Below are 12504 nucleotides of genomic sequence, written 5' to 3'. Positions count from 1 at the left end.
CATTGGAGGAGGATGCAGGCATGGCCAAGCAGGCCGAGCAGCATGAGGCGAACCCGAAGGCGGATCCCAATCCCGGTTCCAACACGGTGAAGGACCCGGATGACTGGACCACGGGCGACGAGGCGATGACAGGGGCGCAGGCCTCCTATCTCAAGACCCTGTCCGAGGAGGCGGGGGAGGAATTCGATCCGGGGCTGAGCAAGGCCGAGGCATCGAAGCGGATCGACGCGCTGCAGGAGAAGACCGGGCGCGGGAAGTAGCAAAAGGGGAGGCCCGTGGCCTCCCCCTTCTCCTGTGTCAGTTCCGCGCGTTCTCGCGGTGGAAGATCATGCCGCCATGGTGGAGGACGCCGTCGCGGAATTCGCCATCGGCGGTGAAGCCGGTGTCGTCCAGGTATTCGATGCGGTTCCCCTCCAGCCAGTAGCGGCCCCGATAGGCGCTTTGCCGGTTGCCGCGCGCCTCGTCATAGCGGCCATCGGACAGCAGCTCATGGCGAATGCGGCCATCGGCGGTGACCCACATCCCGACATAGGGATTGTCGGGCGCAGGGCTGGGCCGATCGGTGATGCGGGACATTTCGGCGCTCCTTTCGATGCGCGTGGGCTGCGGGGCGGGTTGCGCCCCGGCGAGCGATGCATGGGCGAGAAGGGTGGCCAGGAAGAGCGGCCAGGCGGCTTCGGTCTGCATCAGGGCGTTCCTCAGTGCGGGCTGGCGGTGGGGCGCACGATCACCTCGCTGACATCCACCTCGTCAGGCTGGGCGATGGCATAGGCAATGGCGCGGCCGATCGCCTCCGCCGGAATGGCCTTGGAGCGGAAGGAGGCCATGGCGTCGCGCGCCGTCTCGTCGGTGATGGTGTCGGCGAGTTCGGATGTCGTCACGCCCGGGCTGATGGTGGTGACGCGGATCCGGTCGGTTTCCTGCCGCAGCCCGTCCGAGATGGCCCAAACCGCGAACTTCGTCGCGCAGTACACGGCCGCCGTGGGCGAGACGGCATGCGCGCCGATCGAGGCGACATTGATCACATGGCCGGCGCCCTGGCGTTCCATCCGCGGCAGCACGGCGGCAATGCCGTGCAGCACGCCGCGGATGTTCACGTCGATCATGCGGTTCCACTCGTCGATCTTCAGCGCGTTGAGCGGCGAGAGCGGCATCAGGCCGGCATTGTTGACGAGCACATCGACGCGGCCGAACTCGGCTTCGGCGAAGTCGGCGAAGGCCTGCATCTCCGCCGCATCCGTCACGTCCAGCGCGCGGTGGCGGGCCTGTCCACCGGCTTCCTCGATCTCTCGCACGAGCGCGGAGAGCCGGTCGGTGCGGCGGGCGCCGAGGACGAGGCGCGCGCCCCGGGCCGCGAGAACGCGGGCCGTTGCCTCGCCAATGCCGCTGCTGGCGCCGGTGATGAGAACGGTCTTGCCGGAAATGGTGCCGGACATCGGGTTTCTCCTCTTCGGCGCTGCGTTGCGCCGCTGGGGAGAAACTGGCGGCTGGGCCGCTTCAGGCGGTAGACCGGAACTCCACGGTGATTGCCCGATCCTCCGGACTAGCCGGAAGCGGCCATCCTCGCTCCCTCCTCGCCGCCGCGCAGCCGCGCGATGTCGCGCAGGGGCGGTGCGCCGAAGAGCCGGGCATATTCGCGGCTGAACTGCGAAGGGCTGCCATAGCCCACGGCGAAGCTGGCGCCGGCGGCATCGGATTGCGCCGAGAGGATCAGGCGCCGTGCCTCCTGCAGGCGGAGCTGCTTCTGGTATTGCAGCGGGCTCATTGCCGTCACGGTCTTGAAGTGCTGGTGCAGGGCGGATGGGCTCATATGCGCGATCTCGGCCAGCTTCTCCACGCGCAGCGGCTCGCGGAAATGGTCCTTGATCCAGTTCACCGCGCGCGCGATGCCGGCTGCGCGGCTTTCGCCCATGGCAATGCCGTGCAGCATGGCGGCCTGGTCACCGTTGACGAGGCGGTAGAGAAGCTCGCGCTCCACCAGCGGCGCGAGGACGGGAATGTCGCCCGGCGTGGAGAGCAGCCGCGTGAGGCGGATGACGGCATCCATGATCTCCGGCGTGGTGTAGCTGAGCATGATGCCGAGCCCGGGCTCCGGCTCCCGCCGCCGGTGCATGCCGGCTTCGATCAGCAGCCCGCCGAGCATGGCGGGATCGAGATCCAGCCGCAGGCAGAGATAGGGCTCTTCGGCAGTGGCGCGCGTGACCTGCCCGATGACGGGAATCTCGACCGAGACGATGAGGTAGTGGCCGGGCGCGTAGTCCAGCACGGCTTCCCCGGCGATGGTGCGCTTCGTGCCCTGGGCGACGATGCAGACGGAGGGGCCATAGACCGTGTGCAGCCCATCCGTGGGCTGGGCGGAGCGGATCAGGGCAAGGCGGGGAATGCGCGTCGTGTGGATGCCATCCCCGAGATCCTCGGTAAGGCGGTCGATCAGCAGGGCGAGTTCGGCATGGCGGGACATGGGGCGATCCTCGGCGGGGGAGGATGAGGATAGGTGGCCAGGCCGGCATGAAAACCCGCGCTTCGCCGGCGCTGGAGAATCGGGCAAGGATCCAGGAGGATCGGGTGCGGCCCGTGAAACGCAAAGGGGCGCAATTCCTGCTTCAGCCAGGCTGTGTGGCCTGCTGGACGCGCCGGTACTCGCAGGCCACGGCGTCGGCCGCGCGCGGGCTGGCATCGCGCAGCCAGTTGGCCGGGCGTGCGTGGAAATCCTGCCGGATGGCCTCGCCCGGATCGCCGGTACCGAGATGGATGGAGGCCAGCTCGGGCGCGATGAGGAGCACCGTCTTGGCCCATCGCCAATAGGTGGCGCGCAGAAAGGCCTCGTATCCCTCGATCGAAGCCAGGATGCTCGTCGCTGCGCCCGCGCTGGTGGTGTCTTCCGGAGAAGGGCTAACGCAGCAGCACGCCATGCTGCCGGAGGAAGCCGAGCAGCGGCAGCAAAGGAAGGCCGAGGATGGCGGCGTGCTCGCCTTCCACCCGGTCGAAAAGATGAATGCCCGGGCCTTCCAGCCGGTAGGCACCGACCGTGGTGGTGACCGTGTCGCCCTCCAGTGCAAGATAGGCATCCAGGAAGGTGTCCGAAACCGGGCGCATGGTCAGGCGCGGGGTGGCCACGTGCTGCCAGATGCGCTGGCCCCCGCGCCAGCAGAGCACCGCGGTAACGAGCTGGTGCGAGTTGCCGCGCAGCGCCTCCAGATGGGCGCGGGCCTCCGCGCGGGATGCCGGCTTGTCGAACCAGCGATCCCCGAGCGTGAGGATCTGGTCGCAGCCGATGACCAGGGCTTCGGGATGCCGGGCGGCGATGCGGCGCGCCTTGGCCTCGGCCAGCATCAGGGCGGCCTCGGCCGCGGTGAAGCCTTCCTCCTTCGCGCTCTCCTTGATCGCGGCCTCGTCCACCGCCGCGGCGATGGCCTGGAAGCGCAGCCCTGCCGCCTCCAGCACGGATTTCCGGGCCGAGGAGGCGCTGGCGAGGATGACCGGCGGCCCGGCTGGTTGGAGATCGGTCATGGGATGGTCCATCAGCGGGCCGGCGGCCCCTGGTTGGCGCCATGCGGCGTGCCGGGCGCCGCGTTGCGGGCGTGCCAGGCCTCCATCAGCTGGAGGACGGTGGCCGCGGTCTCCTCGATGCTGCGGCGGGTCACGTCGATCACCGGCCAGCCGCGGGAGGTGCAGAGGCGGCGGGCGGCGAGGATTTCGGCCTTCACCGCCTCGGGGTCCACGTAGTCGGTGCTGTCCTGGCGGATGGCGCCGGGGCCAGCGCCCTGGCCGATGAGCTTCAGCCGGTGGCGGCGGATCTCGAGCAGCGCATTGACCTCGATGGTCAGGCCGATGACGGGGCAGGGGGGATTGTCCAGCTCCACCGGCAGGGGAGCACCGGGCACGATCGGGACGTTGGCGGCCTTGATGCCCCGGTTGGCCAGATAGAAGCAGGTGGGCGTCTTGCTGCTGCGGGAGACACCGACGAGGCAGGTATCGGCCTCGAAGATCCCGGCGGTTCCCTGCCCGTCATCATGGGCCAGGACGTAGTGCATGGCATCTATGCGGCGGAAGTAATCGGCATCCAGCACGTGCTGGGCGGCGCGCTTTTCCTTGGCGGCCGCGCCGAGCTCCCGCTGCAGCAGGTCCAGGGTCTGGTCCAGCACGGAGAGGCTGGTGACGCCGAGCCGGGCGCAGAACTCCTCCAGGCTGTGGCGGAGGGACTTGTCGGCCAAGGTGAAGAGCACAGGCCCGGGCTCCGCCTGGATGCCCTCCAGCACCTGTTCCAGCTGGAAGCGGGAGCGCACGAGGAACCAGCGGTGCTGGATCACATGCGGGTCCTCGAAGCGCGCAAGGGTGGCGCGCGCCATGGAGTTCAGCGTTTCCCCCGTGCTGTCGGAGACGAGGTGGAGGTTGGTGGTGCGGGGCATCGGGGCAGAGCCTAGCGGAGTGGGGACAAGCTGGGGAGGACGCGACTCATGAACGTGAGTCCTGGGGATAGATCCGGGCCTTTTCCCGCCCTCCATGAGTCATGGGGGCGGCGAGTCACGACTCACGCCACCCGGGACGGAATCCCGGGCACGGTGGATGAGTCCTGCGGAGCGAGTCACCGACTCGCATCCCGTTAGCGAGTCGCTGGGCCTTCCAGCCTGTGGAAAACCCTCGGGATCAGGAGTCCCGCGGATTGCGTCCACAGGACTCACAGGGCACTACAGTCACTTCTCCTTTCCTAAAAAATCTAATTCGAGTGAAAGGGGCGCCATGGACGCCGTGGACAAGCCCTTCCTCCGAGCCCTGGCCGGCGAGGCCGTGTGGCCGCCGCCGATCTGGCTGATGCGCCAGGCCGGGCGCTACCTGCCGGAATACCGGGCGACGAAGGAGAAGGCGGGCGGGTTCCTGGAGCTCTGCCTGAACCCGGCCCTCTCGGCCGAGGTGACCTTCCAGCCCCTGCGGCGCTTCCCGCTGGACGCCGCGATCCTGTTCACGGACCTGCCGATGCTGCCCTGGGCCATGGGGCAGGGGCTTCGCTATGGCCAGGGCGGAGCGGATGGGGTGGGGCCCATCCTGGATCCCGTGCGGGACGCGGCGGCGATCGAGGCGCTGACGCCCGGCAGGGCCGCGCAGAAGGCGGCGCCGATCATGGAGACGGTGCGCCGGATCCGCGCCGGGCTCGAGAAAGACCATCCGGGGGTGGCGCTGATCGGCTTTGCCGGCGCGCCCTGGACGGTGGCCTGCTACATGGTCGATGGCCGCGGCGGGCATGGCTTCCCCCTGGCGCGGCACATGGCCGAGGAGAACCCGGCGCTGCTGGGGCGGCTGTTCGAGCGGCTGCTGGAAGCCTCGGAGGAGTATCTGGTGGCCCAGGCCGAGGCGGGGGCCGAGGCGCTGATGCTGTTCGACTCCTGGGCCGGGTTGCTGCCGCCCGAAGGCTTCGAGCGCTGGGTGGTCCAGCCCACGGCGGAGCTGGTGCGGCGCCTGCGCGCGCGCCTGGGCCCGGACTACCCGCTGATCGGCTTTCCTCGCCTGGGTGGGGAGGGGATCCCGGCCTATGCCGGGCGCGTGGGCGTGAATGCCGTGGGGCTGGACGAGACGCTTGACCCGGCCTGGGCCGCCGGAGCCATGCCACCGGGCGTGACGCTGCAGGGCAACCTGGATTCCAAGGTGCTGGTGGCCGGTGGCGCGGCGCTGGAGGAAGCGACCGCGAGCATCCTTTCCGCCATGAAGGGCCGCCCCTTCATCTTCAACCTGGGCCACGGTATCACGCCCGATACCCCCATCGAGCATGTCGCCGCGCTGGTCGCCCAGGTGAAGGCCGCCCAGGTGAAGGCCACGAGGTGACCCCCGCGCCACAGCGCTGAGCCCGAGGAAGCGAAGGGGGGCCGGGGGTATACCTCCTCCCCCTCTTTCCCCCCTATCTAGGGCCCATGTCCCGCGCCCTGATCCTCGATACCGAAACCACCGGCCTGGACCCCGCCACCGGTGACCGCGTGCTGGAGGTGGCCGCGATCGAGGTGGTGAACCTGATGCCCACGGGCCGGCACTTCCACCGGCTCATCAACCCCGAGCGGGAGGTGCCGCCCGAGGCGACGAAGGTGCATGGATTCACCGCCGAGATGCTGGCGGACAAGCCGCTGTTCCGCGCCATCCTGCCGGAACTGCTGGAATTCCTGGGCGATGATCCCGTGATCGCCCATAACGCGCCCTTCGACTTCAACTTCCTGGACCATGAGTTCGACCGCTGCGGCGTGCCGCGCATCCCGCGCAGCCGGATGGTCGATACGCTGGACATGGCCAAGAAGCGCTTCCCCGGCCTGCCGAACAGCCTGGATGCGCTGTGCCGGCGCTTCGGCATCGATCTCTCGGCGCGCACCACCCACAATGCGCTGCTGGACGTGCAGCTGCTGGGGCAGGTCTATCTCGAGCTGATGGGCGGCAAGCAGCCCGGGCTGGAGCTGGCGACGAGCATCGGCGGCGCGCGGTCCAGCCTGGCGGCCATGGAGGGGCCGGTGCGGCGCACGCCAAGGCCGATCCAGCCAAGCCCGGAGGAGCTGGAGCGGCATGCCGCCTTCGTGGCAAAGCTGAAGGAGCCGGTCTGGGCCACGCTGGAGGCCCAGGCACCTTCCTCCTAGCCGGTGCTCAGGCCCGGCATTCCAGGGCCTGGAAGGTTGCGGCATTTCTCCGGGGCTGTCGGGTTGAAGCTGCCGCCTCCCCTTCCCATGTACTACGAGTCAAACTCGTTTGGTTCGGCCTGTCCTCCTTGCTCCTCGCGGAGTGCCGAGCCTGGTGTCCGTTTCTTCTCGATGCTTGATCCGGCGTGCGATGTTGCGTGCCGGTTCCATCAGGTAAACGGAACACCCATCATGGCCATTGGCACCGTCAAGTGGTTCAACAGCACCAAGGGCTTCGGCTTCATCCAGCCGGATGACGGCACGAAGGATGTGTTCCTGCACATCTCCGACGTCCAGAGCGCTGGCCTGCAGGAGCCCCGCGAGGGCGACAAGATCGAGTATGATCTGCAGCGCGGCAACCAGGGCCGCGTCTCCGCGGGCAACCTGAAGGCTGCCTGAGGCGCGGGGCCGTCCGCGGCCCATTGGCGGAGTGGCAGGCAGGGCCATGAAGGCCGGCCCGCCGCTTCCGCAGCATTTTCTTTCTTCCCGACCGGATGCGGGGCCATGAAGGCCTGTCGCGGCACCGGTCACTTGCATCGCGGTGCCGAATGAATTCGGGCCGCGTAAGGATCACGTTCACTTGTCAGTTTCCCGGGCCGCTACCGGTCCTTCGACTTTGCTGTCTGCCTTTTCCTCGCCGGCTGCTACCATGCCCGCCGAGGCCATTCCCGCCGGTCTCTCGCCCGACGAGATCCGCCGGATCATCCTGGACTTGATCGGGTAAGCTGGGGGCTCAGCCCTGCCGGAGGAGTGACCATGAAGGCCCATCGTTTCAAGATCGGCGAGAATATCGAGCTGCTGGCCGGGCATATGACCCCGAATGATGCCCTCGGCCAGAGCTACACCGTGGTCCGGCTGCTGCCCAATGACGCGCCGGACCGCGAATACCGCATCCGGAATGACCGGGGCGGGCAGGAGCGGGTGGTGCGTGAAAGCCAGATGCGCCTTGGCTCCTTCGCCGCGCTCGGCCGGAACATGCCTCTCCCGGGCTGACGGCCCCGGACCGGCAAGGCGGGCTCCGAACCAGCGCGGGCGAAAGCCGGGCTGGCCATAGCCGATGTCTGACGTCCCGACCAACACCCACGCCGAGTACGCGGCCGATGCCGCCATCCATGGCATCGGCCTGGCCGCGGTCCTGGCCGGCTGCGTGTCGCTGGCACTCGTCACACCCTGGGCCCTGTGGCCCGGCGCCGCCATCGGGCTGTACGCGCTGGGGCTGGTGGCGACCTTCACCTGCTCGGCCGCCTACAACCTGGCGCCGGCCGGCCGCGGCAAGGCGCTGCTCCGCCGCTTCGACCACGCGGCCATCTTCCTCATGATCGCGGGCACCTATACGCCGGTCTCGCTTCTGGCGATCGGTGGGACCTGGGGCGCGGTTCTCCTGGCCATTGTGTGGGGCGGGGCGCTTCCCGGCGCCGCCGTCAAGCTCCTGGCGCCCGGACGGTATGAGCGGGCCTCGATCGCGGCCTATCTTCTTCTCGGATGGGTGGGGGTGGCGGCGCTTGCGCCGCTGATCCAGTCCATGGAGGCCTGGCAGCTCGGGATGCTGATTCTGGGCGGGGCGCTCTACAGCCTTGGGGTGTTTTTCCACCTCTCGCCAGGGCTGCCTTACAACACGGCCATCTGGCACGGCTTCGTGGTCACGGCCGCGGCCTGTCACTTCGCGGTGGTCTTTCCCCTGGCAAGGGGCTGAGGCAGTTCCCTATTCGCTGGCCACGGCGCGGCGCTTGCCCCGCAGGGCCATGCGCAGGGCCAGCTGGCCCGTCAGGGCCGCGCCGGCCAGCACCAGGGCCGCGGTGAGCGCGGGGTCTTTCCCCAGCCCCGCCAGGCCCGAGCAGAGCGCGCCGACGGCCATCTGGGTGAAGCCGTAGATGCCGGACGCCGAGCCCACCACGCGCGGGTTGAGGCTGATGGCCTGGGCCAGGGCCGAAGGGCCGCCGATCCCGATGCACAGGGTGAAGACGAACATGCAGCCCATGGCCGATGCGACGGACAGCCCGCCGGCCAGCACCACGCCGAGCAGCGCGAGGGTGGAGGCAAGGCTCGTCGCGCCCGCGATGAGCAGCACGCGGTCGAGCGCCGCGCGCGCGACCAGGCGGCTGGCCAGCCAGTTGCCGATGGAAATGCCGATAATGAGCAGGGCCAGGTAGATGCCGGCCTCATGCTCCGGCCGGCCGAGTTCGCGGAAGATGAACGGCGCCGAGCCGAAGAAGGCGTAGGAGGCCGTGGTCATGCAGCCGCCGCAGATGGCGTAGCCCAGGAAGGTTGGGGAACGGAGCAGGCGCAGATAGTCCCGCAGCAGGGCGGAGCTGTCCGGCGGGGATGTGCGCCGCCCGGTTTCGGGCAGGATCCGCCAGGTGAAAAGCAGGTTCGCCACCCCGAGAAGGCAGAGCAGCCCGAGCGCCATGCGCCATCCGGCCGTGGCCACCACCGCGCTGCCGAGAAGGGGGGCGAGGCCGGGGCCCAGCGTGACCATCAGGTTCAGCAGGGCCAGCCGCTGGGCGGCCACAGTGGCTTCGGAGGTGTCGCGCACGATGGCGCGGCCGAGCACCAGCCCGGCGCCGCCGCCCAGGGCCTGGAAGAAGCGGGCGGCGATCAGCACCTCGGCATTCGGGGCGATGCAGGTGAGCAGCCCGGCCAGGGTGTAGAGGACAAGGCCGCCCACCAGCACGGGGCGCCGGCCGAACCGGTCTGACAGGGGGCCATAGACCGGCTGGCCCAGGGCGAGGCCGAGCACATAGAGGCTGACGGTGAGCTGCATGGCGCCCGTCGTCGCACCCAGTTCCGCAGCGGCGGAGGGCAGGGCGGGCACGAAGACATACATCCCGACCGTGCCGCTGAAGGTGATGAGCGCCAGGAGCCAGAGCGGCACGTGGCGGCGTGGCGCCTGGGCCGGATCGCTCATGCGGGCCATCCCCCTTCCCCGGCGCTTGGCGTGGGGGCGGCGTTCCGGATAGCGGGGTGGCGTTGCATTCCCCTATGGGAGACCAAGGAATGCTGCGGTGCAACGTGCCGGAGCCGTGCGGACTGCTTGTCCCGCCGCCCGACGGACCCTAGGTGAGGCCCGAGACGAGCCTTCCAGGGCCAGGAAAGACCAGAACCACCCGATGAGCGATACCCCGAACACCCCATCCCCCGAGGCCGAGCTCCAGCCCGGCGCCGCGAACGATGCCCCGGCCGAGGCCGGGACGCCGGACCTGGCCACCCAGCTCAGCGAGATGCGCGACAAGTGGCTGCGGGCCGAGGCCGAGATGCAGAACCTGCGCAACCGCCACAAGCGGGAGCTGGAGGATGCCCGCAACTACGCCGTGACCAAGTTCGCGCGCGACGTGGCGGATGCGGCCGAGAACCTGCGCCGCGGCCTGGACGCCCTTCCCCCCGTGCCTGAGAGCGACGAAGGCCCCATCGCCAAGCTGCGTGGCGGCTTCGAGGGCGTGGAGCGTGCCTTCATCGCCATGCTGGAGCGGCATGGGGTGAAGGCCGAGGACCCGGCCGGCAAGCCCTTCAACCCGGAGCTGCACCAGGCGATGGCCGAGCAGCCCGCGCCCGAGGGCGTGGAGCCCGGCACCGTGATCACCGCCTGGACCCCCGCCTGGACCATCAATGGCCGCCTGCTGAAGCCGGCCATGGTGGTGGTGGCGGGCAAGGCTGCCTGATCTGCTTATTTCGGGGGCAGCGGGGTCTTGTCCCGCGCCCCGCCCCTGAATACATCGAGGGCCGACGGGGCGTTCCCCGTCTCCCCAACCCCCATCCGATTGAACAATGGGGCCGCGCACGGCGCCTGATCATGGGCCGTGCCCCGGCCGCCGCGAAAAGGAGTGACGGATGAGCAAGGTCATCGGTATCGACCTCGGCACGACCAATTCTTGCGTCGCCATCATGGAAGGCGGCGACACCAAGGTCATCGAGAACGCTGAGGGCGCCCGGACCACCCCCTCGATGGTCGCTTTCGCCAAGAATGGCGAGCGCCTCGTCGGCCAGGCCGCGAAGCGCCAGGCGGTCACGAACCCCACGGATACGCTGTATGCCGTGAAGCGCCTGATCGGCCGTCGCTTCGACGACCCGACGGTGCAGAAGGACATCAATCTCGCCCCCTTCAAGATCGTGCGCGCCGACAATGGCGACGCCTGGGTCGAGGCTGGCGGCCAGAAGCAGGCCCCGCAGCAGATCTCGGCCTATGTGCTGGGCAAGATGAAGGAGACGGCCGAGGCCTATCTCGGCGACAAGGTGACGCAGGCCGTCATCACCGTCCCCGCCTACTTCAACGACGCCCAGCGCCAGGCCACCAAGGAGGCCGGCAAGATCGCGGGCCTCGAGGTGCTGCGCATCATCAACGAGCCGACGGCGGCCGCGCTCGCCTATGGCATGGACAAGAAGAACGGCGGCACCATCGCGGTCTATGACCTCGGCGGCGGCACCTTCGACGTGTCCATCCTCGAGATCGGCGACGGCGTCTTCGAGGTGAAGTCCACCAACGGTGACACCTTCCTGGGCGGCGAGGACTTCGACCAGCGGGTGATCGACTACCTGGCGGACGAGTTCCGCAAGGAGAACGGCATCGACCTGCGCGGCGACAAGCTTGCCCTGCAGCGCCTCAAGGAGGCCGCCGAGAAGGCGAAGATCGAGCTGTCCTCGGCCAAGCAGACCGAGATCAACCTGCCCTTCATCACCGCCGACGCGTCCGGCCCGAAGCACCTGGTGCTGCAGCTGTCCCGCGCGAAGCTGGAGAGCCTGGTCGAGGACCTGGTCCAGCGCACGCTGGAGCCCTGCCGCGCCGCGCTGAAGGATGCCGGCCTCACGGCTGGTGAGATCGACGAGGTGATCCTGGTCGGCGGCATGACCCGCATGCCCAAGGTCATCGAGGCGGTGAAGTCCTTCTTCGGCAAGGAGCCGGCCCGCAACGTGAACCCGGACGAGGTCGTCGCCATCGGCGCCGCGATCCAGGGCGCGGTGCTGAAGGGCGAGGTGAAGGACGTCCTTCTGCTCGACGTGACCCCGCTGTCGCTGGGCATCGAGACGCTGGGCGGCGTGTTCACCCGGCTGATCGACCGCAACACCACTATCCCGACGAAGAAGTCCCAGACCTTCTCCACGGCTGACGACAACCAGACCGCGGTGACCATCAAGGTCTACCAGGGCGAGCGCGAGATGGCGGCGGACAACAAGCTGCTGGGCAATTTCGACCTGCAGGGCATCCCGCCCGCGCCGCGCGGCGTGCCGCAGATCGAGGTGACCTTCGACATCGACGCGAACGGCATCGTCTCCGTGTCCGCGAAGGACAAGGCGACGGGCAAGGAGCAGCAGATCAAGATCCAGGCCCGCTCCGGCCTGTCGGATGCCGATATCGAGCGCATGGTGAAGGACGCCGAGGCGAATGCCGAGGCCGACAAGCGCCGGCGCGAGACGGTCGAGGCGAAGAACAACCTCGAGGCCCTGGTGCACTCCACCGACAAGGCCCTGGCGGAGAACGGCGACAAGCTCGCCGATGCCGACAGGGGCGAGGTCGAGGCTGCCCTCTCCGCCGCGCGCAGCGCGCTGGAGGGTGCGGATCCCGATGCGATGAAGACGGCCGGGGAGCGCCTCTCCGCCGCCTCCATGAAGATCGGCGAGGCCATGTACAAGGCCCAGTCCGAGGCGCAGGCCCAGGCCGGCGGCGAGGCGGGCAGTGCCAGCGCGAGCGCCGGCGCCAGCGCCAGCGGCCCGAACGGCAAGGTGGTCGACGCCGAGTTCGAGGATGTCGACCCCTCGAAGAAGAAGCAGGGCTGATCGCCCGTGCAGTAAGGATGAAGCGCCCGGCATCGCGAGGAGCGGGCCGGGCGCTTCTCTTTGCGGCATGATTCCTGGTTCCAACCCAAGG

The 12504-nt window shown here is 69.0% G+C and carries 15 protein-coding genes; 8 read left to right on the top strand and 7 right to left on the bottom strand.

The annotated features are described in order from the left end of the window. Positions 1 to 20: 20 nt before the first annotated feature. Positions 21 to 260: a DUF3072 domain-containing protein gene (locus J8J14_RS08150; protein ID WP_209378978.1), complete on the top strand. Its 240-nt coding sequence runs from the start codon at positions 21 to 23 to the stop codon at positions 258 to 260. Between the two features lie 37 nt (positions 261 to 297). Here J8J14_RS08150 and J8J14_RS08145 read toward each other — a convergent pair whose 3' ends face one another. The 6 genes from J8J14_RS08145 to J8J14_RS08120 all read right to left on the bottom strand — a co-directional run bounded on the left by J8J14_RS08145 (position 298) and on the right by J8J14_RS08120 (position 4409). Beyond that, positions 298 to 687: an Atu4866 domain-containing protein gene (locus J8J14_RS08145; protein WP_209378977.1), complete on the bottom strand. Its 390-nt coding sequence runs from the start codon at positions 685 to 687 to the stop codon at positions 298 to 300. 11 nt (positions 688 to 698) lie between these two features. Continuing rightward, positions 699 to 1436 (bottom strand): SDR family oxidoreductase, encoded by a 738-nt coding sequence (locus tag J8J14_RS08140; protein WP_209378976.1) that lies wholly within the window; start codon positions 1434 to 1436, stop codon positions 699 to 701. Between the two features lie 107 nt (positions 1437 to 1543). Continuing rightward, positions 1544 to 2461: an AraC family transcriptional regulator gene (locus J8J14_RS08135; protein ID WP_209378975.1), complete on the bottom strand. Its 918-nt coding sequence runs from the start codon at positions 2459 to 2461 to the stop codon at positions 1544 to 1546. A gap of 142 nt (positions 2462 to 2603) precedes the next feature. Further along, positions 2604 to 2912: a hypothetical protein gene (locus tag J8J14_RS08130; protein WP_209378974.1), complete on the bottom strand. Its 309-nt coding sequence runs from the start codon at positions 2910 to 2912 to the stop codon at positions 2604 to 2606. Continuing rightward, entirely contained in the window at positions 2893 to 3510 is a 618-nt protein-coding gene (locus tag J8J14_RS08125; RefSeq protein ID WP_209378973.1) for a Maf family protein, read from the bottom strand. The genes J8J14_RS08130 and J8J14_RS08125 overlap by 20 nt, the downstream gene beginning before the upstream one ends. An 11-nt stretch (positions 3511 to 3521) precedes the next feature. After that, complete coding sequence (locus tag J8J14_RS08120; protein WP_209378972.1) at positions 3522 to 4409, bottom strand: pyruvate, water dikinase regulatory protein; 888 nt, start codon at positions 4407 to 4409, stop codon at positions 3522 to 3524. A gap of 331 nt (positions 4410 to 4740) precedes the next feature. Here J8J14_RS08120 and hemE point away from each other — a divergent pair, with 331 nt between their 5' ends. The 5 genes from hemE to trhA all read left to right on the top strand — a co-directional run bounded on the left by hemE (position 4741) and on the right by trhA (position 8340). Beyond that, complete coding sequence (gene hemE / locus J8J14_RS08115; protein WP_209378971.1) at positions 4741 to 5817, top strand: uroporphyrinogen decarboxylase; 1077 nt, start codon at positions 4741 to 4743, stop codon at positions 5815 to 5817. Between the two features lie 86 nt (positions 5818 to 5903). Beyond that, on the top strand, positions 5904 to 6608 hold the full coding sequence (gene dnaQ / locus J8J14_RS08110) for a DNA polymerase III subunit epsilon (RefSeq protein ID WP_209378970.1): 705 nt from the start codon (positions 5904 to 5906) through the stop codon (positions 6606 to 6608). Between the two features lie 231 nt (positions 6609 to 6839). Next, a complete protein-coding gene (locus tag J8J14_RS08105) occupies positions 6840 to 7046 on the top strand; it encodes a cold-shock protein (protein ID WP_209378969.1) in 207 nt (68 codons plus the stop codon). Positions 7047 to 7403: 357 nt separating this feature from the next. Beyond that, positions 7404 to 7640 carry a hypothetical protein gene (locus J8J14_RS08100; RefSeq protein WP_209378968.1) on the top strand — a complete coding sequence of 79 codons (237 nt, stop codon included), beginning with the start codon at positions 7404 to 7406 and terminating at the stop codon, positions 7638 to 7640. A gap of 64 nt (positions 7641 to 7704) precedes the next feature. Continuing rightward, a complete protein-coding gene (gene trhA / locus J8J14_RS08095; RefSeq protein WP_209378967.1) occupies positions 7705 to 8340 on the top strand; it encodes a PAQR family membrane homeostasis protein TrhA in 636 nt (211 codons plus the stop codon). 9 nt (positions 8341 to 8349) lie between these two features. Here trhA and J8J14_RS08090 read toward each other — a convergent pair whose 3' ends face one another. Further along, positions 8350 to 9552 (bottom strand): multidrug effflux MFS transporter, encoded by a 1203-nt coding sequence (locus tag J8J14_RS08090; protein WP_245215556.1) that lies wholly within the window; start codon positions 9550 to 9552, stop codon positions 8350 to 8352. 202 nt (positions 9553 to 9754) lie between these two features. On the opposite strand from J8J14_RS08090, the gene J8J14_RS08085 reads away from it, so the two are divergent. After that, on the top strand, positions 9755 to 10303 hold the full coding sequence (locus J8J14_RS08085) for a nucleotide exchange factor GrpE (RefSeq protein WP_209378965.1): 549 nt from the start codon (positions 9755 to 9757) through the stop codon (positions 10301 to 10303). 169 nt (positions 10304 to 10472) lie between these two features. Beyond that, positions 10473 to 12413: a molecular chaperone DnaK gene (gene dnaK / locus J8J14_RS08080; RefSeq protein WP_209378964.1), complete on the top strand. Its 1941-nt coding sequence runs from the start codon at positions 10473 to 10475 to the stop codon at positions 12411 to 12413. Positions 12414 to 12504 lie beyond the last annotated feature (91 nt).

Origin of the sequence: Pararoseomonas baculiformis, from assembly GCF_017813395.1 — a bacterium.
In the GTDB taxonomy this organism is placed as follows: domain Bacteria; phylum Pseudomonadota; class Alphaproteobacteria; order Acetobacterales; family Acetobacteraceae; genus Roseomonas; species Roseomonas baculiformis.
The sequence above is the reverse complement of the archived record's forward strand: the minus strand, read 5'-3'. Positions and strand labels throughout refer to the sequence as shown.

Coding starts and splice junctions, on each gene's coding strand:
- J8J14_RS08150 (WP_209378978.1), top strand. CDS start 21: ATGGCCAAGCAGGCCGAGCAGCATGAGGCGAACCCGAAGGCGGATCCC.
- J8J14_RS08145 (WP_209378977.1), bottom strand. CDS start 687: ATGCAGACCGAAGCCGCCTGGCCGCTCTTCCTGGCCACCCTTCTCGCC.
- J8J14_RS08140 (WP_209378976.1), bottom strand. CDS start 1,436: ATGTCCGGCACCATTTCCGGCAAGACCGTTCTCATCACCGGCGCCAGC.
- J8J14_RS08135 (WP_209378975.1), bottom strand. CDS start 2,461: ATGTCCCGCCATGCCGAACTCGCCCTGCTGATCGACCGCCTTACCGAG.
- J8J14_RS08130 (WP_209378974.1), bottom strand. CDS start 2,912: ATGGCGTGCTGCTGCGTTAGCCCTTCTCCGGAAGACACCACCAGCGCG.
- J8J14_RS08125 (WP_209378973.1), bottom strand. CDS start 3,510: ATGACCGATCTCCAACCAGCCGGGCCGCCGGTCATCCTCGCCAGCGCC.
- J8J14_RS08120 (WP_209378972.1), bottom strand. CDS start 4,409: ATGCCCCGCACCACCAACCTCCACCTCGTCTCCGACAGCACGGGGGAA.
- hemE (WP_209378971.1), top strand. CDS start 4,741: ATGGACGCCGTGGACAAGCCCTTCCTCCGAGCCCTGGCCGGCGAGGCC.
- dnaQ (WP_209378970.1), top strand. CDS start 5,904: ATGTCCCGCGCCCTGATCCTCGATACCGAAACCACCGGCCTGGACCCC.
- J8J14_RS08105 (WP_209378969.1), top strand. CDS start 6,840: ATGGCCATTGGCACCGTCAAGTGGTTCAACAGCACCAAGGGCTTCGGC.
- J8J14_RS08100 (WP_209378968.1), top strand. CDS start 7,404: ATGAAGGCCCATCGTTTCAAGATCGGCGAGAATATCGAGCTGCTGGCC.
- trhA (WP_209378967.1), top strand. CDS start 7,705: ATGTCTGACGTCCCGACCAACACCCACGCCGAGTACGCGGCCGATGCC.
- J8J14_RS08090 (WP_245215556.1), bottom strand. CDS start 9,552: ATGAGCGATCCGGCCCAGGCGCCACGCCGCCACGTGCCGCTCTGGCTC.
- J8J14_RS08085 (WP_209378965.1), top strand. CDS start 9,755: ATGAGCGATACCCCGAACACCCCATCCCCCGAGGCCGAGCTCCAGCCC.
- dnaK (WP_209378964.1), top strand. CDS start 10,473: ATGAGCAAGGTCATCGGTATCGACCTCGGCACGACCAATTCTTGCGTC.